Annotated in this window: 19 protein-coding genes; 6 read left to right on the forward strand and 13 right to left on the reverse strand. The window is 76.3% G+C overall.

What is annotated here, in order from left to right:
* Positions 1–11: 11 nt before the first annotated feature.
* The 5 genes from ACI78V_RS12830 (at position 12) to ACI78V_RS12850 (ending at position 2,609) form a co-directional block, all read left to right on the forward strand.
* Complete coding sequence (locus tag ACI78V_RS12830) at positions 12–977, forward strand: zinc-binding dehydrogenase (protein ID WP_456851289.1); 966 nt, start codon at positions 12–14, stop codon at positions 975–977.
* Positions 974–1,435 carry a YbaK/EbsC family protein gene (locus ACI78V_RS12835; protein WP_456851290.1) on the forward strand — a complete coding sequence of 154 codons (462 nt, stop codon included), beginning with the start codon at positions 974–976 and terminating at the stop codon, positions 1,433–1,435. Before ACI78V_RS12830 ends, ACI78V_RS12835 begins: the two co-directional genes overlap by 4 nt.
* A 25-nt stretch (positions 1,436–1,460) precedes the next feature.
* Positions 1,461–1,769, forward strand: coding sequence for a hypothetical protein (locus tag ACI78V_RS12840; protein WP_456851291.1), 309 nt, complete (start codon positions 1,461–1,463; stop codon positions 1,767–1,769).
* A 61-nt stretch (positions 1,770–1,830) separates the two neighbouring features.
* Entirely contained in the window at positions 1,831–2,067 is a 237-nt protein-coding gene (locus ACI78V_RS12845) for an RNA polymerase subunit sigma-70 (protein WP_456851292.1), read from the forward strand.
* 2 nt (positions 2,068–2,069) lie between these two features.
* A complete protein-coding gene (locus ACI78V_RS12850) occupies positions 2,070–2,609 on the forward strand; it encodes a Clp protease N-terminal domain-containing protein (RefSeq protein ID WP_456851293.1) in 540 nt (179 codons plus the stop codon).
* Between the two features lie 64 nt (positions 2,610–2,673).
* Here the strand turns inward: ACI78V_RS12850 and ACI78V_RS12855 are convergent, their stop codons facing one another.
* The 6 genes from ACI78V_RS12855 to lepA form a co-directional block, all read right to left on the reverse strand.
* Positions 2,674–4,491: an FAD-dependent monooxygenase gene (locus tag ACI78V_RS12855; RefSeq protein ID WP_456851294.1), complete on the reverse strand. Its 1,818-nt coding sequence runs from the start codon at positions 4,489–4,491 to the stop codon at positions 2,674–2,676.
* 108 nt (positions 4,492–4,599) lie between these two features.
* The gene (locus tag ACI78V_RS12860; protein WP_456851295.1) at positions 4,600–5,991 is read right to left on the reverse strand and encodes an FAD-binding oxidoreductase; all 1,392 of its coding nucleotides are present in this window, start codon (positions 5,989–5,991) and stop codon (positions 4,600–4,602) included.
* A 98-nt stretch (positions 5,992–6,089) separates the two neighbouring features.
* Positions 6,090–7,499, reverse strand: coding sequence for an FAD-binding oxidoreductase (locus tag ACI78V_RS12865; protein ID WP_456851296.1), 1,410 nt, complete (start codon positions 7,497–7,499; stop codon positions 6,090–6,092).
* A gap of 16 nt (positions 7,500–7,515) precedes the next feature.
* Positions 7,516–11,097, reverse strand: a complete 3,582-nt coding sequence (locus ACI78V_RS12870; RefSeq protein WP_456851297.1) for a BTAD domain-containing putative transcriptional regulator — start codon at positions 11,095–11,097, stop codon at positions 7,516–7,518.
* A gap of 139 nt (positions 11,098–11,236) precedes the next feature.
* Positions 11,237–11,893, reverse strand: coding sequence for an MOSC domain-containing protein (locus tag ACI78V_RS12875; protein WP_456851298.1), 657 nt, complete (start codon positions 11,891–11,893; stop codon positions 11,237–11,239).
* Positions 11,890–13,734, reverse strand: coding sequence for a translation elongation factor 4 (gene lepA, locus ACI78V_RS12880; RefSeq protein WP_456851299.1), 1,845 nt, complete (start codon positions 13,732–13,734; stop codon positions 11,890–11,892). The genes ACI78V_RS12875 and lepA overlap by 4 nt, the downstream gene beginning before the upstream one ends.
* 182 nt (positions 13,735–13,916) lie before the next feature.
* On the opposite strand from lepA, the gene rpsT reads away from it, so the two are divergent.
* The gene (rpsT, locus tag ACI78V_RS12885) at positions 13,917–14,177 is read left to right on the forward strand and encodes a 30S ribosomal protein S20 (protein WP_456851300.1); all 261 of its coding nucleotides are present in this window, start codon (positions 13,917–13,919) and stop codon (positions 14,175–14,177) included.
* 203 nt (positions 14,178–14,380) lie between these two features.
* Here rpsT and holA read toward each other — a convergent pair whose 3' ends face one another.
* From holA to nadD, 7 genes are all read right to left on the reverse strand, one after another.
* Positions 14,381–15,373, reverse strand: coding sequence for a DNA polymerase III subunit delta (gene holA / locus ACI78V_RS12890; RefSeq protein WP_456851301.1), 993 nt, complete (start codon positions 15,371–15,373; stop codon positions 14,381–14,383).
* Positions 15,267–17,906: a ComEC/Rec2 family competence protein gene (locus tag ACI78V_RS12895; protein ID WP_456851302.1), complete on the reverse strand. Its 2,640-nt coding sequence runs from the start codon at positions 17,904–17,906 to the stop codon at positions 15,267–15,269. The genes holA and ACI78V_RS12895 overlap by 107 nt, the downstream gene beginning before the upstream one ends.
* Entirely contained in the window at positions 17,903–18,817 is a 915-nt protein-coding gene (locus tag ACI78V_RS12900; RefSeq protein WP_456851303.1) for a ComEA family DNA-binding protein, read from the reverse strand. The genes ACI78V_RS12895 and ACI78V_RS12900 overlap by 4 nt, the downstream gene beginning before the upstream one ends.
* Positions 18,818–18,957: 140 nt before the next feature.
* The gene (locus ACI78V_RS12905) at positions 18,958–19,863 is read right to left on the reverse strand and encodes a DegV family protein (protein WP_456851304.1); all 906 of its coding nucleotides are present in this window, start codon (positions 19,861–19,863) and stop codon (positions 18,958–18,960) included.
* Between the two features lie 69 nt (positions 19,864–19,932).
* Positions 19,933–20,670, reverse strand: a complete 738-nt coding sequence (locus tag ACI78V_RS12910; protein WP_456851305.1) for a histidine phosphatase family protein — start codon at positions 20,668–20,670, stop codon at positions 19,933–19,935.
* Positions 20,667–21,233: a ribosome silencing factor gene (gene rsfS / locus ACI78V_RS12915; protein ID WP_456851306.1), complete on the reverse strand. Its 567-nt coding sequence runs from the start codon at positions 21,231–21,233 to the stop codon at positions 20,667–20,669. The genes ACI78V_RS12910 and rsfS overlap by 4 nt, the downstream gene beginning before the upstream one ends.
* The gene (nadD, locus tag ACI78V_RS12920; RefSeq protein WP_456851307.1) at positions 21,230–21,979 is read right to left on the reverse strand and encodes a nicotinate-nucleotide adenylyltransferase; all 750 of its coding nucleotides are present in this window, start codon (positions 21,977–21,979) and stop codon (positions 21,230–21,232) included. Before nadD ends, rsfS begins: the two co-directional genes overlap by 4 nt.
* Positions 21,980–22,063: the final 84 nt, after the last annotated feature.

Genomic DNA, 22,063 nt, shown 5'->3' on the forward strand with positions numbered 1-22,063 from the left:
AGCGTCCGGCCATGCTTGCAGCCTTCGTCTCGACCCCCGCCCCGAAGGACCCGCTCTCCGTGCTGGAGATCGGTGAGCGCCCGGAGCCGGAGGCACCCGACGGCTGGACGACCGTGCAGGTCAAGGCCGCGTCGCTGAACCACCACGACCTGTTCAGCCTGCGGGGGGTCGGCCTGCCGGAGGAGCGGATGCCGATGATCCTCGGCACCGACGCCGCCGGGCTGGACGAGGACGGCAACGAGGTGATCGTGCACGGCGTGGTCGCCAGCCCGGGCTGGACCGGCGACGAGACGCTGGACCCCAAGCGCTCGCTGTTCTCCGAGCTGCACCAGGGCACCATGGCCGAGCGGGTCGCCGTCCCGCGGCGCAACCTCGTGCCCAAGCCGGCGGAGCTGTCCTTCGCCGAGGCCGCCTGCCTGCCCACCGCGTGGCTCACCGCCTACCGGATGCTGTTCGTGAAGTCGGGGCTGCGGCCCGGGGCCACGGTGCTCGTGCAGGGTGCCAGCGGCGGCGTCGCCACGGCGCTGGTCAGCCTGGGCCGGGCGGCCGGCTACCGGATGTGGGTCACCGGGCGCAGCGAGGAGAAGCGGAAGTCGGCGCTCGCCCTGGGCGCGGAGCAGGCCTTCGAGACCGGCGCACGGCTGCCCGAGCGGGTGGACGGCGTCATGGAGACCGTCGGCGAGGCGACCTGGAGCCACAGCGTCAAGTCGCTGCGGCCCGGGGGCGTGATCGTCACCTCCGGCGCCACGACCGGTTTCAACCCGGGTGCCGAGCTCAACCGGGTGTTCTTCACCCAGCTGTCGGTCATCGGGTCGACCATGGGCACCCGCGACGAGCTGGAGTCGCTGGTGCGGATGTGCGCGGTCACCGGCGTTCGCCCGGTCATCGACGTGGAGCTGCCGCTCTCCGAGGCGCGCGAGGGCTTCGCGCGGATGCAGGAGGGCCGGACCGCCGGCAAGATCGTCTTCACGCTGTGACGCCCGTCGACCGGGTCCTCGACGCCCTGCGCGCGGCGGGCGTCGAGGCGGACGTGCGGCGCTTCGACGCCCCGGTGCCGACGGCGGCGGCCGCGGCCGAGGCGCTCGGCTGCGACGTGGGAGCGATCGCCAACAGCCTGGTCTTCGACGCCGACGGCGCCCCGCTGCTGGTCCTGGCCAGCGGCGCGCACCGGGTGGACACCGGCAAGGTCGCGGCGCTGGTGGGTGCGGCCCGGGTGCGCCGGGCGAGCAGCACGTCCGTCACCGCGGCCACCGGCCAGGAGGTGGGCGGCGTGGCGCCGACCGGTCACCCCACGCGCCTGCGCACGGTCGTGGACGTCGCCCTCGCGGCGCACCCGCTGCTCTGGGCCGGCGGCGGCGACCACCACACCATGTTCTCCGTGACCTACGCCGACCTGGTGCGGCTGACCGGCGGCGAGGAGGCAGCCGTCGCCTGAGCAGCGGCGGAGGGAGGAGCCCACGGTGATCGCCCGCATGTGGCGCGGCTGGGTCCGCACCGAGGACCGCGCCGCCTACGCCGACTACATCGACGCGACCGGCATCGCCCACTACCGCCGGACGCCGGGCAACCAGGGCGCGCACATGCTGCTGCGGGACCTGGACGACGGCCGGACCGAGGTGGTCACGCTGAGCTTCTGGACCTCCTACGACGCCGTCCGCGCCTTCGCCGGCGACGACGTCTCCCGCGCCGTGTTCTACCCCGAGGACGACCGGTTCCTGGTCGACCGCGAGGTCACCGTGACCCACTTCGACGTGCACGACGGAGCCTGACGCCGCCCCCTGCGTCAAAGCAGGTTGACAACCGGGCGCTGTGTCAACCACAGTTGACGCCATGGCCGACACGACGCAGGTGGCCTCCGCCGCCAGCAGCCGGGACCCCGCCGTCGGGCTCAGGGCGGTCCGGGCGCTCCGGGTGCTGGTGGAGCGGCTGGAGGCACTCCAGGTGGACAACGCCCGCGACCAGGGCTGGACGTGGGAGCAGATCGCGGTGCTCCTCGGCGTCACCCGGCAGGCGGTGCACAAGAAGTACGCAGGCGGCCGCGGGCCGCTCCGGCGGCGGAAGGACTGACGGTGTTCGAACGCTTCACCCCCGACGCCCGGGACGTCGTCGTGCGCGCCCAGGCCGAGGCCCGGGAACTGCGGCACGCGTGGATCGGCACCGAGCACCTGCTGCTCGCGCTGCTCGCCCGGCCGGGGACGCCGACCGCGCAGGTGCTGGCCCGCCACGGGGTCACGCACGACGCCGTCGCCCGGGCGGTGGCCGCGCTCATCGGGGTCGACGACCTCGACGCCGAGGCGCTCACCTCGCTGGGCATCGACCTCGACGCCGTCCGCAGCACGGTCGAGGCCACCTTCGGGCCCGGGGCCCTGGACCGCGGGCGGCGCCCCGGGCGGTCACCGGCGCACATCCCCTTCACCCCGAGGGCCAAGAAGGTGCTCGAGCTGTCGCTGCGTGAGGCGATCGCGGCGCGGTCGCAGGTCATCGCCGAGGTGCACATCGCCCTGGGCCTGCTCCGCGAGGGCGAGGGCCTGGCGAGGAAGGTGCTGCACGACCGTGGGGTCGACCTCGACGGGCTGCGCCGCGACCTCACCGCCGCGCCGGCCGCCTGACCGCCCGCCGCCGCCGACCGATGCGTCCCCGCCCGCCGTCAGGCGCGGGCGGCCACCGTGTCCGTCACCCTCCCCGCGGGCTGCCCGTCGCAGCGGTGGCCGACGGCCGTGCCGCGTCGGCGGCGACGCGGTCGAGCAGCCGGCCCAGGTAGCGCCCGAGGACCTCCGCCGAGGCCGGCTGGGTGCGCAGCCCGACGTAGCCGTCCGGGCGGACCAGGTACAGGGCCTCGGCGGTCACGCCGTAGCGCCGGTGCGTGTCGCCGTCCGGGTCGAGGAGGACCCGCCGTCCGGTCAGCTGGGCGGGCAGCTCCGTTCCCCACACCACCACCTCCGGACGGACGTCGGCGCCGAACCGCTGCTCCACCCCGTCGGCGATCCGGGCGAGTGCGGCACAGCCGTCCGCGGTACGGGCCCGGCCGTCGAAGAGCAGCAGCGTGACGTGCGGGCCCCGGAAGGCGTCGAACAGCCGCCCGGGCTGTCCGGTGGCCGCGTCACGGACGACCCCGTCGGGTGCCCGGTCCCCCGCGCGCACGCCCCGGGCGTAGCGGACCCGGTCCACCGGGCCGGCACGCTCGTCGCTGCTGCCGGGGCTCCACCTCGTCCGGGACACGGGTGTGCGGGAGTCCTCGGCGAGTGAGCTGTCCCGGTAGTGGAGGTCCAGCTCGCTGACACCCCCGAGGACGGCCCGCTGCACCGCCGGGAGTCGCAGCGCGGGGGTCAGGACGCGTTCGCGCAGGAAGGTGGTGACCGGGTCGGCACCGAAGACCGCGCGGTAGCCGAGGTCACTGCCGCGCAGGACGGCCCGCGCGATCGGCCGGCGCTCCTCCTCGTAGGTGTCCAGGAGGCGCTCGGACGCGCGGCCCCGGACGACGAGCCCGAGCTTCCACCCGAGGTTGTACGCGTCCTGGATCCCGGTGTTCATCCCCTGACCCCCGACCGGGCTGTGCAGGTGGGCCGCGTCGCCGGCCACCAGCACCCGGCCCACCCGGTAGCGGTCGACCAGCCGCACGTTGCTGCGCCAGGTGGACAGCCAGGTCGGGTGGGACAGGCGGACCCCGGTCAGCCCGCTGCGCTCGGTGAACAGCCGCTGGAGCAGCTCCAGCGACGGCGACTCCACCGTCCCGTCGGCCGCGCCCGGCATGCTGGCCTGCACCTGCCACGACGGCAGGCCGCGGAACGGGCTGGCCGCGAGGTACTCGCCGCCGTCGAACCACACGTACCCGCTGTCGGCCGGCGCCAGCCCCTCGATCTCCACGTCGCCGAACAGGAAGCGCTCCTCGCGCGAGTCGCCCTCCAGGGCCAGGGCCAGCAGGTCGCGGACCCGGCTGTGGCCGCCGTCGCACCCCACGACCCAGGCGGCGCGGATCGTGTCCACGGCATCGCCGGAGTTCGTCGCCACGCGGGCGAGGACGCCGTCCGCCTCCTGCTCCAGGTCCACGAGCTCGCGGCCCCACTCGACCGTCCCGCCCAGTTCGGTCAGCCGCTCGCGGAGGACCTGCTCGGTGCGCCACTGCGGGATCAGCACGAGGTTCGGGTGCGGGACGTCGGGCAGCGGGTCCCGCCCGGGCAGGCGCAGGTCGACCAGCAGCTCGCGCTGGACGTACCAGCGCACGCGCAGGTCGCGGGACCACCCGGCGTCCAGGACCTGGCCGACGACGCCGAGGTCGTCGAAGACCTCGAGCGTGCGTGGCTGCACGCCCTTGCCCCGGGACCTGACCTCCGGCTGCGGGAGCCGCTCGACGACCCGGACGGCGACCCCCCGCCTGCGCAGGTCGCACGCGAGCGTGAGACCGGTCGGGCCCGCGCCCACGACCAGGACGTCGACGTCGGGCGACCTGCGCCGCGGCACCGGGACGCCGTGCGGGGACTGCGCTGCTGACATCGGTACCTCCCGGAGGCCGGCTGTCCGACGCCCCGCTGGTGGACCCGGGCACGGGGCGTCGGCGAGGGGCGGCCCGGGGGCCGGGTGACCGCCGGGCCGCCCCACCGCTCAGTCGCTCGCCCGCGTGTAGTGGCCTGCCTGCAGGACGCCCTGCGGATCGTAGGTGGCGACCACCTCGCGCAGCCGGGCCAGCGTCGCCGCGGAGTAGGAGCGCCGCGCCGAGGGGCCGTCGTGCGGGACGCCGAAGTTCGGCCACACCCCGCCGGTGTCCCAGTCGGCCAGCGCGGCGAACACCTCGGTCGCGTGCGGCAGAGAGCGCGGGTCCGCGGCCATCCCGACCGCCAGCACGCTGTACCGCGCGGCGCGGTGGTCGAACGCCGCCGGGTGCGTGCCCTCGCGGGCGTACGCCCCGCCCAGGTGCCGCACCTCGACCATCAGCTGCGGCGAGCCCGACCCGTACCCGGCGACGGCGAGCAGCCGCTGCGCCGCCTCGGCCGGGAAGCCGTCGAGCAGGATCGCCGGGTCGGTGACCGGCATCGGGTCGACCGGGTCGGCGTGCACGTGGTCGATCTCGGCGTAGGGCCGCAGCAGCGCGTCGTCCAGGACCACCGGCGCCACCGCACGGACCCGGTCGAGCAGCCGCTCCCCCTCGGCCGGGTCGCCCGTCCAGAGGAACCGCACGCCCAGGGTCAGCCGGCCGGCCAGCGGCGGCGGGACGTCGGGCAGCGGCGGCAACTGGAACAGCGCGAAGGACGTCGTCCCCTGCTCGGGCAGGGCGTCGGCCCAGTCCCGCCAGTGGTCGAGGACGGCCGGGGCGTCGGCTCCGTCGAAGTAGACCGCCCCGCCGTAGAAGGTCGGCAGGTGGACGAGGTCGAACTCGAGGGCGGTGACGATGCCGGCCGCACCCTTGCCGCCGCGCAGGGCGAAGAACAGCTCCGGGTGCTCGGTCGGGGTGACCCGTCGGAACTCGCCGTCGCCGGTGACCACCTCGAAGGCGCGCACCCGGTCGGCGTTGATGCCGAACGTGCGGGCCATCGGGCCGACGCCGCCACCGGTGGTGTAGCCGACGATGCTGACGTCGGTGGTCGAGCCGTTGACACCGGCCAGGCCGTGGGGCGCGGCCGCCCGGACCAGGCGCGCCCACTTCACGCCGGCACCGACCCGCGCCCAGCCCTCGGGGTGGACGGTGCACTCGTCGAGGCCCTGGGTGGCGATCAGCAGGTGGCCGGCCAGGGAGCTGTGCGCGCCGTGCCCGGTGGCCTGCACGCCGGCGGTGAGACCGTGCTCGCCGGCGAAGCGCACCGCGGCCACGACGTCCGCGGCGGAGCGGGCGTCGACGACGGCGGCCGGCCGCATGGCGACGGCGAGGTTCCACGGGGTCACCAGCGCGTCGTAGCCGGGCTCGCCGGGGGTGTACAGCGCGCCGGTCAGCCGGTTCCGGAGCGAGTCGTGGGTGACGTCCGGGTCGATGGCGACGGGGGCGTCGAGGGTGACGGTCACGGGATCCTCCAGGTCGGGTGTCGCTGACGGGAGGAACCGTGGCGCGAGGCGCTTGACGGGGAGCTGGCACGGCCTTGAGGACCGTCCTCAGCTCCGTCTCAGGCCGACGCCGGGGCCGGCGGGTGCGGGTCGACGAACAGGCCGTCCGGGTCGGCCGCGCGGCGGATGCCGGCCAGCCGGGCGTGCACGCCGGGCGGGAACGCCTTCCGGGTGTCCACCCGCTCGTCGAGCATCGGCAGGTAGTGCCCCCCGGTGGCCCACGGCTCGAGGGCGCTGAGGAAGCGGGCGGCGTCCGCGCGCTGCCGGGCCCAGTGCTCCTCGTCGCCGCCGGGGAGGCCCAGACCCAGCCCGAGCGCGAGGAACCGCCCCTCCAGCACCGACAGCGCGCCGGCCGCCGGGTCGGGGCGGGCCAGCGCCCCGCCGAGCTGGCGCAGCTCGGCGGCGGCCAGCCGGGTCCCCGACCGCGGTCCCGCGGCGTCGACGACCGCGGCGATCGCGGCGTCGGGCAGGTCCGACACCAGGGTGCTGCTCGCGTACGCGGGGGTGGGTCCCTCGGGGTCGAGGTGCAGCCGCACCAGGGTGGCCGCCGGCACGCGGCCGACGGTGTCGATCTCCGGGTGCAGGGCCCGCAGCGGCGCGAGCACCTCCGCGGCGGTCGCGTCGTCGCCGAGCACGGCCCCGTCCACCATGGCGAACCGGCGCCCGCGCAGCTGGGCCGGGACGTCCTCGGTCGTCGGCGCCTCGAGCAGCCGGAACGACGTCGTCGCCTCCTCCGGCGCGGTCGCGCACCAGGCGACCCAGCCGGGGAGGACCTCCTCGACCGCGGTCCAGTCCCACGCGAGGAAACCGGCGACGACCGTGTCCAGGGGGAAGAGGTCGAACTCCAGCGCGGTGACCACGCCGAGCGGGGCCGCGCCTCCGCGCAGGGCCCAGAACAGGTCCGGCTCGCGGTCGGCCGTCGCGCGGACGAACGTGCCGTCGGCGAGCACCAGCTCGACCGCGGTCACCGCGTTGCACTGCAGGCCCAGCCGGCGGGCGTACCAGCCGATCCCGCCGCCCAGCGAGTAGCCGACGACACCGACGTCCGGGGACGAGGGGTGCCGGGCGGCCAGCCCCGAGCGGCCGGCCGCGTCGGCCAGGTCCCCCCACAGCACCCCCGCGCCGACCCGGGCGCTGCGCCGGGCGGCGTCGACGTGCAGCTCGGTCATGGCCGCGGTGCGCAGCAGGACGGCGTCGCCGAGCCGGCCCTCCAACGGCGGGGCGCCGTGTCCGGTGCCCTGGGGGGCCACGGCCAGGCCGGCGGCCGCCGCCGCCCGGAGGACGTCGGCGACCTCGTCGGGGAACGCCGGGTAGACGACGGCGGCGGGATGGTCACCGGCCTGCAGGTTCCAGGGCGACCGGGCCATGTCGTACGCGAGGTCTCCGGGAAGGTGCACCGCGCCGCCGCACAGCCCGCGCAGACTCTCCGCCCGCGAGCGGGCGGCCACCGGGGACTGCTGCTGCGTCATGCCACACCCCTGCCGGTCATCCGTGCCGCAGAGCGTCGGTCGGCGTACTTGAGAGGAACTTGAGGCCGCTCCCCGGAGGGGCCGCCTCGAGCACCGCGTGCACCGTGCCCGGGGTCAGGAACAGCTGCTGGCCGATCTCGTGCACGCCGAGCCCGGCCGCGGCGAGCTCCCGGATCCGGCGCTCGGTGGTGGAGGGCCGGCGGACGAGGTCCCGGTGCCCGTGGTCAGGGCAGCCCCGGGCCTGCAGCGCCGTCCGGGCCTGTTCCCGGAGGACGACGGCGCCGTGCTCGTGGGCCACGACGACCGCGTCGGCGAGCAGCGGCACCGCCTCGGCGTCGGCCACGGACGGTGCGCTGCCCAGGGCGCAGCGGGCGCGGGCGCGCTCGACGGCCGCCGTCGTGCCGTCCAGCAGCGCGACCGCCTCCCGGAGCGCACCGACGCCGTCGTCCCCGCGGAGGACGCCGAGCCGGACCAGGGCGGCCCCGAGGCTGGTGGGCGCGCCCCACAGGCGGAGCAGCTCCACCTCGGTCTCGAGGAGCGCGACCGCCTCGCCGGTGCGCCCCAGCCCGTGCAGCGCGGTCGCGGCGATGGACCGCGACGGGTCCCAGGCCGGGTTGGCGATCGGCACCGGCGTCGGCACCGCGGCCAGCCGGGCCAGCCCGTCGGTGAACCGCCCCTCCGCGACCAGCAGCCGGGCATGCGCCAGCTGCAGCAGCCGGTCGCCGTCGCCGGAGGCGGGCACGCCGGCCGCGGCGTCGGCCGCCGCACGGGCGCCGGCGACGTCCCCGCGGTCGAGCCGGCAACCGATCCGGAACGCGTGGCTGTACGGCGCGCCCACCCCGGACCCGCCCCACATTCGGTCCTGCTCCAGAGCGTCGGCGAAGCAGGACTCCGCCTCGTCGAACTCCCCACGCCGGGTGTGCCAGAACCCCTGCCACACGTTGGTGGACATCGCCGCGAACAGCGACCCGCGCGCGTGCGCCGCGGCGCGGGCTCGGTCCCAGAAGTCCCCGAGGTCGTCGTCGGCCACCATCCGGATGACCGCCGCGACGATCCAGAACAGCCCGTTGTCCACGGTCCACAGGCGGTCCCCGTCGAGGGCGAACCGGGCCAGCCGCACGGCACGGGCGCGGTCGGTCCCCTCGATGGTGACGTCGAACGCCAGGGCCGCGGCCAGCATCTGGGCGCCGTACCCGGTGCCGCTCGGCTCCGGCACCGGTCGCCGCCAGGTCGCCGGGTCGAGGGCGTGCATGTACCCGCAGGTCAGCTCGATCGCCAGCAGGGCCTGCCGGTGGTCGGTGAGCTCCTCCGGCAGGCCGCTCGCCGCCTCCCGGGCGAACGCGGCGGCCGCCCCCCGCTCCCCGGCGAAGACGAGGATGCGGGCGATGGCCGTGGCCAGGTCGGCGCGGACCCCTGCGTCCTCGTGCGTCGCGTAGGCCTCCTGCAGGTGCCGGACGCCGGCGACCCCGTCCAGCAGCGCCTCGAGCAGGCCGAGGTCGGCCAGCACCTCGCACCGGCGGGTCCCGGACGGCGGTTCGGCCAGCGCCCGCCGGAGGTACGTGACGGCGCTGTCGGAGGCACCCCGCTGGGCGGCGGTCCGCGCGGCCCGCTGCAACAGCGTCACCGTCGTGTCGTCCCGACGCCCCGGGGCCAGCAGCAGATGCGCGGCGACCTGCTCGTCGCTGGCGCCCGCGGCCCGCAGGAGCCCAGCGGCCCGCTCGTGGCGCAGCGCGCGCTCGGCGGCCGGCAGGTCGCGGTAGACGGCCTCCCGGACCAGCGCGTGCACGAAGCTCACCGGCTGCTCGTCCCGCACCAGGTCGGCGCGGGACAGCGCCGCGAGCGCGGCGGCGGCGGTCGCCTCGTCACAGCCGGCCAGCCCCGCGACGGCCGGCAGCGAGGCGCCGTCGCCCAGGACCGCGGCGGCGCGGGCGACGTCGGCCACCTCCGGCGGCATCCGGCGCAGCCGCACCAGCACCGTGCTCGACACCGCCCGGGAGCCGACGGCGACCACCGTGTCGGCGTGCGCCGCGTCGGGCCGCACCCGGTCGGACTCCAGGGCGCGCAGCAGCTGGCGGAGGAGCAACGGCACGCCCGACGTCGTCCGCTGGCAGGCGAGGGCGAACAGCGGCGACACCGGCGCACCGAGGCGCTGCTCCACCATGCGCTCGGTGGCCTCCGGGGAGAGCGGCCCCGGGCGGAGCACCTCGGCGGCCGGCTCCAGCGCCAGCTCCGTCAGCAGCGCCTCGTCGTCGGCCTCCTCGCCGGTGCGGACGGTGCCCACGACGAGCACCGGAACGGCGTCGAGGCGCCGGGCGAGGTAGGCGAGGAACCGCAGCGAGGCCGCGTCGCACCACTGCAGGTCGTCCACCGCCAGCAGGAGCGGGCCGCCGACGGTCAGGTTGACCACCAGCCAGTAGAGCCCGTGCAGCACGGCGAAGGAGCCGTCGGCGGGCTCCGCGGGGCCCAGGTCGAACACGCCCCGCGCGCTGGCCGCCGCGCCGGTGAGCAGCTCGTCGGCACCTCCGCCGCCGAGGACCGGTTCGAACAGCTGCCGGGCGACGCCGAAGCCGAACGCCTGCTCCAACTGGCTGCCGCGGGCGCTGAGGACCCGCAGGCCCCGCTCGGCAGCCAGGCGCCGCGCCTCGGCGAGCAGCCGGGTCTTGCCGATGCCGGGCGGCCCCTCCACCAGCAGCAGGCGGGGCTCCCCCGCGGCCAGGTCCGCCAGTGCGGTCCGGACGGCGGCCAGCTCGCGGTCCCGGTCGAGGAGGTCCCCGGGGGGCGCGGGGACGGGTGCGGGAGCGGGGGTCACCCGGGCCGTTCGCACCGGGTGCAGCGCAGGCGCCTGGGCCAGCACCTGCTCCTCGAGCTCGCGCAGCGCCGGGCCGGGATCGACGCCCAGCTCGTCGGCGAGCGTCGTCCGCGCGCGGCGCAGCGCGGCCAGCGCGTCGGCCTGCCGGTGCGCCCGGTACAGGGCCAGGGCGAGCAGCCGCCAGCGCTCCTCGCGCAGCGGGTCCTCGGCGACCATCGCCTCGATGTCGGGGACGAGCAGGGCGGCCTCGCCCCGCCGCAGCCGGGCGTCCAGCCGCCGCTCACGGGCCACCGCGCGGAGCTCGATCAGCCGGGCGGTCTCCGCCTCCGCCCACGGCTGGTCGGCGTACTCGGCCAGCGGGGGACCCCGCCACAGCGCGAGCGCCCGCTCGAGGAGCGCATCGGTGACGGCCGGGTCGTCCGCGGTCCCGGACTGCCGCACCAGGGCCTCGAAGCGCCAGGCATCGACGGCGTCGGGCGGCAGCCGGACGGCGTAGCCGCGTCCCTCCCGCACGATGACCGCCGACCGCGTCCGTGCGGCGCTGCCGGGCTGCAGCCGCCGCCGCAGGTGGGAGACGTAGGCCTGCAGCGCGCCGACCGCGTCCTCGGGCGGGTCGTCGCCCCACACCGCCTCGACGAGGCTCTCCACCGGCACCGACTCGCCCCGGGCCAGCACGAGCACGGCGAGGACGGCGCGCTGGCGGGGCCCGCCGAGGTCGAGCGGCTGCCCGCCCACGGAGGCCGTGAAAGCACCCAGCAACCCGATCCGCAGCTGCGCGCTGTCCTCCACGGGCGTCTCCCTCCGCGGGCAAGGTAGACGACACGCCGCGGTGCCGGTATCCCCTCGGCCAGGCAGGCCCGCAGCAGCAGGCCGCAGCGGGGACACGGGGGACTCCCGGCGCGCCCGGCAGCGGGCCCCGCCGCGCCGGTCAGACGGTGGCGCCGGTCCGCGTGGCGATCTTCGTGGCCACCTTCGCCCGGGTGCGCAGCGGCAGGTGCTCCACGGCCGGGGCGATCTCGGGCAGCCGGTGCTTCTGGGTGGTGTAGGCCCGGAAGGCCAGCCCGACGGTGACGCCGTGGTCGGGACGGTGCACGACCTCGACGGGGTCGCCGGCGCCGATCGCCCCGGTCTCCACGACCCGCAGGTACGCCCCGCTGGCACCGTGCGCGGTGAACCGCTTGACCAGCTGCGGCACACCCCAGAAGCGCTCGAAGTTGGCGCAGGGGATGCGGCAGTCGGTCACCTCCAGCAGCGCCGTCCCGATCCGCCAGCGCTCGCCGAGCAGCGCGCCGGTGACGTCCACCCCGGTCGTCCGCAGGTTCTCGCCGAACCGGCCGGGCGGCAGGTCGCGGTCCAGCTCGGCGGACCACCAGTCGGCGTCCTCCTGGGCGTAGGCGTAGACCGCCTGCCCCTCGCCGCCGTGGTAGCGGCGGTTGACCTGCACGTCGCCGTCCAGGCCGAGCTCGTGGACGGCGACCCGGCCGGGCACCGGACGCTTGTCGATGCCGCTGCGGTTCGGCCGGCGGTCGGGCAGCGGGAGCAGGTCGGCGCCGGAGACGCAGACGGCGTCGAGCCGCCCGCTCACTTCTTGGAGGCGGTGGACTCGTTGGTGGACAGCGCGGCGACGAACGCCTCCTGGGGGACCTCGACGCGGCCCACCATCTTCATCCGCTTCTTGCCCTCCTTCTGCTTCTCCAGCAGCTTCCGCTTGCGGGTGATGTCACCGCCGTAGCACTTGGCGAGGACGTCCTTGCGGATGGCGCGCACCGTCTCGCGGGCGATGACCCGCGAACCGACGGCGGCCTGGATGGGCACCTCGAACTGCTGGCGCGGGATGAGCTCGCGCAGCTTGCCGGCCATCATCACGCCGTAGCTGTAGGCCTTGTCCTTGTGCACGATCGCGCTGAACGCGTCGACCGCCTCGCCCTGGAGCAGGATGTCCACCTTGACCAGCGAGGACTCCTGCTCACCGGCCTCGGCGTAGTCGAGGGAGGCGTAACCGCGGGTGCGCGACTTCAGTGCGTCGAAGAAGTCGAAGATGATCTCGCCCAGCGGCAGCGTGTACCGCAGCTCGACCCGGGACTCGCTCAGGTAGTCCATGCCGCCGAGCTGCCCGCGCCGGCTCTGACAGAGCTCCATGATCGCGCCGGTGTAGTCGCTGGGCGCGATGACCGTGGCGCTGACGACCGGCTCGAAGACCTTGTCGATCTTGCCCTCGGGCCAGTCGCTGGGGTTGGTGACGGTGATCTCCGAGCCGTCCTCCATCACGACCCGGTAGACGACGTTCGGCGCGGTGGAGATGAGGCTGATGCCGGCCTCGCGCTCGAGCCGCTCGCGGACGATCTCCAGGTGCAGCAGGCCGAGGAAGCCGACGCGGAACCCGAAGCCCAGGGCCGCGGAGGTCTCCGGCTCGTAGGTCAGCGCGGCGTCGTTGAGCAGCAGCTTGTCCAGGGCCTCGCGCAGCAGCGGGTACTCGCTGCCGTCGATCGGGTAGAGGCCGGAGTAGACCATCGGCTTGGGGTCGCGGTACCCGCCGATCGACTCGGTGGCCGGCCTGTGCTGCAGGGTCACGGTGTCGCCGACGCGGGACTGGCGGACGTCCTTCACCCCGGTGATGAAGTAGCCGACCTCGCCGACGCCGAGGCTGTCGACGGGCTTGGGCTCCGGGGAGATGACGCCGATCTCGAGCAGCTCGTGGGTCGCGCCGGTCGACATCATCTTGATGCGGTCGCGGGCGGCGATCCGGCCGTCGACGACCCGGACGTAGGTGATGACGCCGCGGTAGATGTCGTAGACGGAGTCGAAGATCATCGCGCGGGCGGGGGCGTCGGCCTCGCCGGTGGGCGCCGGGATCTGCGCGACGATCGCGTCCAGCAGCTCCGGCACGCCCTCGCCGGTCTTGCCGCTGACGCGCAGGACGTCGTCGGGGTCGCAGCCGATGATGTGCGCCAGTTCGGCGGCGTACTTCTCGGGCTGCGCGGCCGGCAGGTCGATCTTGTTGAGGACCGGGATGATCGTGAGGTCGTTCTCCATGGCCAGGTAGAGGTTGGCCAGGGTCTGGGCCTCGATGCCCTGCGCGGCGTCGACGAGGAGCACCGCCCCCTCGCAGGCGGCCAGCGACCGGGACACCTCGTAGGTGAAGTCGACGTGGCCCGGGGTGTCGATCATGTCGAGGACGAAGTCCGCACCGGCGTGCTCCCCGGTCCGGGGCGCCCACGGGAGGCGCACGTTCTGGGCCTTGATGGTGATGCCGCGCTCGCGCTCGATGTCCATGCGGTCGAGGTACTGCGCACGCATCTGCCGCGCCTCGATGATCCCGGTGACCTCGAGCATCCGGTCGGCCAGCGTCGACTTGCCGTGGTCGATGTGGGCGATGATGCAGAAGTTCCGGATGCGGGCCGGGTCGGTGTAGGCGGGAGTCGTCACAGTGCTCCCATCGTCCCACGGGTCGGCGTGACGTCCAGCCATTGCCCGGACCTGCGCGGGTGGACCCGCGGGTTGGGGTCACGCGGGCGACGCTGGTATCTTGGCAGACCGGTCCGCTGGCGCCTGCCGTCCGGACGCACTGTCAGAAGTACTCCCTCCCGAGAGACACCCGAGGCTCACGCGTGGCGAACATCAAGTCCCAGATGAAGCGGATCAAGACCAACGAGAAGGCGCGCCAGCGCAACGTTGCCGTCAAGTCCGCCCTGAAGACGGCCGTCCGGCGCGTCCGCACCGCCGCCGCGTCCGGGGACGCGGAGGCCGCCGCGACCGCTCTGAAGGCCGCCAGCAAGGCCCTCGACAAGGCCGCCAGCAAGGGCGTCATCCACAAGAACCAGGCCGCCAACCGCAAGTCGGGTCTGGCCAAGCAGGTCGCCGGCCTCTGAGCCGGCGCACCGCGCTGCCGCGCGGTCCGCGACGAGCCCCCTCCCGCACGGGACGGGGGCTCCTTGCGTTTCGGGGCGGGTTCCGGGCGTGCGCGTTCCGGGGCGGGTTCCGGGCGTGCGCGCCCGGGCGCCGTGTCCGGTCCCGGCGCGCCACGGCCTGCCGGGCGCTGCGTCCGCCGACTGCGGGACGGGTGCGGACGCCCTCAGCCGCGCACGCCGCGACCGGTTGCGGCACGGATGGCGACGATGCGGCGCACGGCGCGCTCGAGCGCGTAGTCGGCGCTGGCGGCGACGCCCTTGACGTCGGCGTTGAGCTCGGCGGCCACGCCGACCGCCTGCTGCAGCCCTTCGATGCTCCAGCCCCGCGCCTGGCTCTGCGCCTTCTTCACCTTCCACGGCGGCAGCTTCAGGGTGCGGGCCAGCTCGCCGGGGTTGGTGGTGCGCAGTGACGTGACCCGTGCGGCGGTGCGCACGCCGTCGGCGATGGCGTCGGCGATGAGCACGTGCGCGACCCCGCGCTGCAGGGCCCAGCGCAGCATCTCCAGCGACCCCTGCCGGTCCCCCACGAGCACGCGCTCGGCGACGGTGAAGCCGGTGACCTCGGCCTGGCCACGGTGGAACCGGGCCACCGCGTCGGCGTCGACGGCGCCGCCGAAGTCGGAGACCAGCTGGCCGGCCGCTGACGACAGCTGCCGCAGGTCCGCGCCGATCGCCTCGACCAGCGCACTCGCCGCGTCGGGCGTGATGCGCCCCCCGGCCGACCGGACCTCGTTGCGCACGAACGCGATGCGGTCGCCCACCGAGCTGACCTTCGGGCAGTCGTCGACCGCCGCACCGGCCGCGGTGAACGCCTTGACCAGCGCCTCGTTCCGTTTGCCCCCGTGGTGCACCACCACCAGCGTGAGGTCGGGGTCGGGGTCCTTGACGTAGCTGGTGAGGGCGTCGACGAGCGCACCCGCCGCCTCGTGCACGCCGGTGACCACGACCAGCCGGTGCCCGCCGAACAGCGACGGCGCGAGGACGTCGGCGAGCTCACCGACCGGCAGGCCCACAGCGGCCAGCTCGTGCAGCTCGGCGTCGGGGTGGCGCTCACGGACGGCGGTGCGGACGGCGGAGACGGCGCGGGCCCGCAGGAGCTCCTCCTCGCCGACCACGGCACGCAGGCGTGAGGTCGGGGCGGGGGGTGCTGCTGCCACACCGGCATGGTGCCACGCGGCGGTGACGGCCCGGCCGGCCCGCGCCGACAGGGGTCGTCCGGCGCAGCATCCCTGGAGGCAGGGCCTCCGCCACCGTCCGGACGGGGCCGTCGCCGTCCTCGGCAGTCCGCCCGCCGCCGTCCTCGGCAGTCCGCCCGCCGTCGCCGTCCGGGATGCCGCCGCCGGCCCGGCCGGCTGCCGATCCCGCGGGTCCGGCGCCGCGGCCGGCCACGCCCCACTGACCGGCGTCCCCGGCCACGGCCAGATCCCCCTCCCGGTCGGTGCGGTGCACCCGCATCCCCAGCTGGGCCAGCCACGAGAGCACGCGCGCCGCGGGGTGGCCGTAGGGGTTGTCCGCGCCCACCGAGACCAGCGCCACCCGTGCGCCGGTGGCGGCGAGGAAGCCCCGGTCGGCGTCGGCGCTGCCGTGGTGCGGCACCTTGGCCACGTCGGCGGTGAGGTCGACGCCGCGGGCGGCGATGCGTGCCTGCGCCTGGCCGCCGAGGTCCCCGGTCAGCAGGACGCGGACGCCGTTGCGGGTGACGCGCACGACGAGGGACAGGTCGTTGGCCTCGGCGGCCGGCGTCGCGAGCTCCGGGGGCGGGGCGAGGACCTCCACGGTGGCGCCCCCGACGGTGCGGCGGTCGCCCGGGGCGAGCTCCACCCGACCGGCGCCGGATCGCCGCACCAGCTCGTCGAGACGGCCGGCGCGGTCGTCCGCCGGTGACAGCGCACCCGTGGCGACCGTCCCGACGTCCCGCCCGGCCAGTGCGCCCGCGAGGCCGCCGGCGTGGTCGGCGTCCAGGTGGGTGACGAGCACCAGCGGCAGGGTGTCGACACCCAGGCGGTCCAGGCAGCGGTCGACGGCACCGACGTCCGGGCCGGCGTCGACCAGCACCCCCTCCCCCGGCCCGGTCGGCACCACCAGCGCGTCGCCCTGGCCCACGTCGCAGGCGACGAGCACGGTGTCCGCCGGTGGCCACCCCCGGGTCACCTGCCGAATCGGCCAGCCCAGGACGACCACGCCGACGAGCGCGGCCAGCGCCAACGCCCGCGACCGGGGGAACCGCCACAGCACCCAGCCGAGGACGAGCAGCAGGACGGTCAGCAGCACCGCACCCCGGGTCCCGGCCGGCCAGGCGGCCGCGCCGTCCGGGAGGTCCGCGGCGCGCTCGGCGACGACGACCAGCCAGCGGACCGGCCAGCCGGCCAGCCACACGAGGGCGTCGCCGGGCGCGGGCAGGACCGTCCCGACCAGTGCGGCCGCCAGCCCGAGCACGGTCGCTGCGGGCACGACGGGCGCGGCCAGCAGGTTGGCCGGCAGGGAGACCGGGCTGACCAGGCCGGACAGCCCGGCCACCAGGGGTGCGGTGGCGACGCCGGCCGCGGCCGCCACCGCGACCGCGTCGGCCAGCACCTGCGGCCAGCCACGGTTCCGCAGTCTCCGTGACCAGCCCGGCGCGAGCAGCACGATCGCGGCGGTGGCCACGACCGAGAGCGCGAAGCCGGCGTCCCGCGCCAGCCGCGGGTCGATCAGCAACAGCACGACGACGGCGGCTCCCAGCGCGGGTACCGCGACCCTCGGCCGACCGCTGGCCAGGGCCAGCAGGGTGACCGCCCCCATCGCGGCAGCCCGGACGACGCTGGCGCTCGGATGGGCCAGCAGCACGAAGCCCACCAGGGCCACAGCGCCCACGAGGGCCTGCACCCGCCGGTCGACCGCCCGCCGCCGCAGCGGGACCAGAATGCCGGTCAGCACGATGGCGACGTTGGCCCCGCTGACGGCGGTGAGATGCGCGAGCCCGGCCCGCCGGAACTCCTCCTCGAGCACGGGGTCCATCGCGCGGGTGTCCCCCACCACGAGACCGGGCAGCAGGCCGCCCGCGTGGGGGCCGAGCACGCGGACGGAGGCTGAGGCGAACCCGTCCCGGATCGCGCCGGCCACGCGCTGCCCCCAGGACGGGTCGCCGAGGAGGGCCGGCGGCGCACGCGCCGACACCCGGGCCACCAGGCCGTCGCCCGGATCGGCCGGCGTGACGGTCGCCCGCACCCGCACCGACTGCCCGGGCAGCAGCCCCGTCCACTCCTCGGCAGGCGCGAACACCACCACGTCGTCGGCCAGCCGGGCCCGTGTCCCGCCGTCGTGCAGGCCGGTGACCGTGGCATCGACGACGGTCCGCGGCGGGCCGGCGCCACCCACGACCCGTGGGTCGCCGTCGACCTCCAGGTCCAGCAGCACCGTCCGCCGCGCCTCGGCCAGCTCGACCAGCGGCGAGGACTCCCGCGCCGCGGCCCGGACCGCCGCGGTGCCCGCGGTGACCGCCACCGCGGCGAGCACCCCCAGCAGCACCACGGCCGCCGCGGACCGTCGCCGACGGGCGGCCGGCACCGCAGCGGTCGATGCGACCACCGCGACGGCGGCGAGGGCGGCCGGCGACAGCAGGGAGGACACGAGGGTGGTCGCCCAGACGGTCGCGGCGGCGGGCGCCAGGCGCAGGTCGACCCATGCCCAGCGCTCCGGCGGGGCGGTCACACGGTCACCAGCTCGGCGAGCTCCGCGTAGGTGGCCGGGCCGATGCCGGGGACGTCGTCGAGCTGCTCGACGCTGGTGAACCGCCCCTGCTGCGCCCGGTGGTCGACGATCCGCTGGGCCAGGACCGGGCCGATCCCGGGGAGGGCGTCGAGGTCGGCGGCGGTCGCCGTGTTCACGTCCACGAGACCGGGAGCCGCGGGCCCGGCCGGAGCGGCGGGCCCGGCGTGAGCGGTCCCGGTCGTGGCCGCGCCGGGCACGCCCACCGCGATCTGCTGGCCGTCGGCCACCACCGCCGCGAGGTTCACCGAGGCTGGGTCGGCGTCGGGCAGCAGACCGCCGGCACCGGCCACGGCATCGGCGACGCGGGCACCCTGCGGCAGCACGACCAGGCCCGGCCGCGCCACGAGCCCGACCACGGCGACGACGACGGTGGCGGCGCTGTCGGCCGCGACCCCGACCGACGGGGCAGCGGGCGCCGTCGGGGCCGGGCCGGAGGACGCGGCGCTGGGGACGGACGTGTCAGGGGAGGCCCCGGCCGGTGCCGACGTGCCGGCCGGGGCGTCCGGGGCCGGCTGCACCCGGGGCCGGTCGAACCAGGTGCCGGCGGCGACCAGCACCGCGGCGAGGAGGCCGGCCACCCACAGGGCCCACACCCCGCGCCGTCCCGGGTCGAGGCGCACCGCACTGCCCGGCGCGCGGTGCCGGCCGATGCCGCCGGGGAGTTCGGCGTCCCTCCCCCGCTCCCCCTCCGGCTCCTCCGGGTCGCCCAGCGCTGGCTCGTCGCCGCGGCCGGCCGGTTCCGGTTCGTCGCGGGGCACCCAGCCGCGTGGGTGCGCGCGCTCGTCGAGCAGTGCACGCAGCCGGGCGCGGATCAGGTCGGCGTCGTCGCTGCGACGGGGTGAGAGGCGCACCGGGCGGACGCTAGGCAGCACCGGCCGGCCGCACGGCGGGTGCGAGCGGGTTGTGGACGGGGGCTCCGGCTGTGGACGACGGCGGGCGGGTGTCGACGGCGGTGCGCGAGGCTGCGCCGGTGCCCGTGCCCCGCCGCTGCTCAGTCCGGCTGTCCGCCCGCCTCGCCGCCCTGCTCTGCCGTGTCCAGCCGCGGCAGCGACGACGCCGGCGCGACCACCAGGCCCACCGCGCCCGGTCCCACGTGCGCGCCGATCGCCGCGCCGAGCTCGCTCACGTGGAGCTCACGCAGCAGGGGCACCTGCTCGCGGAGCTCGGCCGCCAGACGCTCGGCCCGGTCCGGCGCGGCCAGGTGGTGGACGGCGACCGACACCGGCACCCCGTCGGCCGCCTCGGCCGCCCGCTGCACCAGGCGGGCCAGCGCACGCGCCGAGGTGCGCACCTTCTCGAGGGGGACGACCCGCCCCTCGCAGACGTGCAGGACCGGCTTGACGGCCAGTGCCGTGCCGATCAGCGAGGCCGCCGAGCCGATCCGGCCGCCCCGGCGCAGGTGCTCCAGGGTGTCGACGACGAACAGCGTCCGGGTCGCCGCGGCGGTCTCGCGCGCCGCCGCGGCGACGGCCTCGGCAGGGGCGCCGGCCGCGGCCGCGCGGGCGGCGGCCAGCACCGCGAAGCCGTTGCCCATCGCCGCGGAGCGGGAGTCGACGACCGTCACCACGTGCTCACCGACCTGCGCGGCGGCCAGGCGGGCCGCGTCCACGGTCCCCGACAGCTCGGCCGACAGGTGCACCGAGACGATCCGCTCCGCTCCGGCGGCCAACCTCCGCCGGTAGGCGCTGACGAAGTCCCCGGGCGTGGGCCGGGAGGTGGAGACCCGCTGGCCACGGGCGGCCAGCGCGCGGGCGACGTCGGCCGGGCCGATGTCCTCACCCTCGCGACCGGAGTGCCCGGCCATCACCACGTAGAGGGGGACCACCTCGACGGCGTACTGCTCGACGAGTTCAGGGGGCAGGTATGCCGTGGAGTCGGTGACCACGGCGACGGACACCCGGCGAGGCTAGCTCCCGGCGGCGGACCTCCGGACACGGTCCGTCGCGGTCCACACGGACGGGTGGCCTCACAGGAGGGCGTCGGCGTCCTGGGTGGGCGCCGGTGCCTCCTCGGTCGTGGCACCGGCCTCGAGCGGTGCGGCGGACCGGGCCGGACGCGAGGACTCGGCGGGTGGCTGCGGCGCGGAGCTGTTGTGCCGCAACAGCCGCCAGCGGTCGCCCTGCACCGCCAGCTCGCTCCAGGCGCAGTTCCCGAGGGGGCCGAACACCCGCCGGTGTTCCGGCCCGAGGCCCAGCAGCGCCTCGATCAACCGGCCGCCGGTGCCACCGTGGGTCACCACCACGGCCGCCGGCGCCTCGGGCAGGTCCTGGAGGGCGGCGAGGGCCCGCTGCGGGACGGTGGCGGGGTCCTCCCCGCCACGACCGCGGACGGGGCGACCGGCCAGCCAGTCGGCGTACTGGTCGGGGTGACGCTCGGCCACCTCGTCACGGGTGAGCCCCTCCCAGGAGCCCATGCCCACCTCGCGCAGCCGCGGGTCGAGCCGCAGGGGCACGCCGAGCACGCCGGTGAGGGCCTCGGCGGTCTCCGCTGCCCGGCTGAGGTCGCTGGACACCACGACGGTGCCCCGGGGCAGGGCACCGGACGCCGCCAGCTGGGGGGCGGTGCGGACGGCCTGGCGGCGACCCTCGTCGTCCAACGGGGGGTCGAGCTGGCCCTGGAAGCGCCCGGCGGCGTTCCACTCGGTCCGTCCGTGCCGCCAGATCAGCAGGCGGGACACCGGCAGCGGCGGGACGGCACCGGTCACCGGCCGGTCGCCTCCGGGGTGGGGGTGTCGTCCCCGGGGAGTCCGCCGGGGATCACGTCGTCGTCGGCAGCGGGCTCGGGGGCGAGGGGGGTCGGATCGGCGCTCATCGGGTCGATGTCGTCGGCCGACAGCGTCGCGCGGGTGGAGGGGACGGCGCCGCCGGACGTCGCCCCGTCGTCCGACGGGGCGTTCCCGGGCGGGGCCGCCGGGTCGACGAAGGGGATGGTCGGGCAGTCCTTCCACAGCCGCTCGAGGGCGTAGTAGGCGCGCTCCTCGGCGTGCTGCACGTGGACGACGACGTCGATGAAGTCCAGCAGCACCCAGCGGGCCTCCGCGACGCCCTCGCGGCGCACCGGCTTGACCCCGTGCTGCCGGAGCCGCTCCTCGACCTCGTCGACGATCGCCTGCACCTGCCGCTCGTTGGGCGCCGAGGCCAGCACGAAGGCGTCGGTGATGGCCAGCCGCTCGCTCACGTCCACGATCGAGACGTTGGTGGCCAGCTTGTCGGCAGCGGCCTGCGCGGCCAGCAGTGCGGTCTCCCGCGCCTCGGTCGAGGCGGTCATCGGGGTACCTCCTGGAGATGGGGGGACGGTGGCTCGGTCGAGGGTCCACCGGGATCTCCGGTGACCGGCGGCCGGTCGTAGGTGGGGCGGTCGCCGGTCGGCGGGTCGGCGCCACCGCCGCGCGCGATGCCCTCCCGGGCCGCGGGGCGGGCACCGCCGGGGACGCGGTAGAGGCCGCGCTTCTCGATGTACTGCACCACGCCGTCCGGCACGAGGTACCAGACCGGCATGCCCCGGCCCACGCGTTCCCGGCAGTCGCTGGAGCTGATGGCCAGCGCCGGCACCTCCACCAGGCTGACCGAGCCCTCGGGCAGGTGGGACGCCCCGAGGTCGAAGCCGGGGCGGGTCACGCCGATGAAGTGCGCCAGCTCGAAGCAGCGGTCGCTGTCGCGCCAGCTCAGGATCTGGGAGAGCGCGTCGGCGCCGGTGATGAAGAACAGCTCGTCGTCGGGGCGCTGGCGCTGCAGGTCGCTGAGGGTGTCGATCGTGTAGGTCTGCCCACCGCGGTCGACGTCCACGCGGCTCACCGAGAAGCGGGGGTTGGAGGCGGTGGCGATGACGGTCATGAGGTACCTGTCCTCGGCCGGGCTGACCTCGCGGTGGCTCTTCTGCCACGGCTGACCGGTCGGCACGAACACGACCTCGTCGAGCCCGAACAGGACCGCGACCTCGCTGGCTGCCACGAGGTGCCCGTGGTGGATCGGGTCGAACGTCCCACCCATCACCCCGACTCGCCGTCCTGCCACCGATCGAGCCTATCGGGGCGATCCGACCGCGGCCCGCGAGGACCGGTCGCCGCTCCTCCGCGCCCGGCCCGGCCGGCGGGCCCG

This window comes from Geodermatophilus sp. SYSU D00742, assembly GCF_054049935.1.

What these genes read in the sequence shown, in the direction of transcription:
- ACI78V_RS12830 (WP_456851289.1), top strand. Translation starts at nt 12, where the DNA reads ATGCTTGCAGCCTTCGTCTCGACCCCCGCCCCGAAGGACCCGCTCTCC.
- ACI78V_RS12845 (WP_456851292.1), top strand. Translation starts at nt 1,831, where the DNA reads ATGGCCGACACGACGCAGGTGGCCTCCGCCGCCAGCAGCCGGGACCCC.
- ACI78V_RS12855 (WP_456851294.1), bottom strand. Translation starts at nt 4,491, where the DNA reads ATGTCAGCAGCGCAGTCCCCGCACGGCGTCCCGGTGCCGCGGCGCAGG.
- ACI78V_RS12865 (WP_456851296.1), bottom strand. Translation starts at nt 7,499, where the DNA reads ATGACGCAGCAGCAGTCCCCGGTGGCCGCCCGCTCGCGGGCGGAGAGT.
- rsfS (WP_456851306.1), bottom strand. Translation starts at nt 21,233, where the DNA reads ATGACCGCCTCGACCGAGGCGCGGGAGACCGCACTGCTGGCCGCGCAG.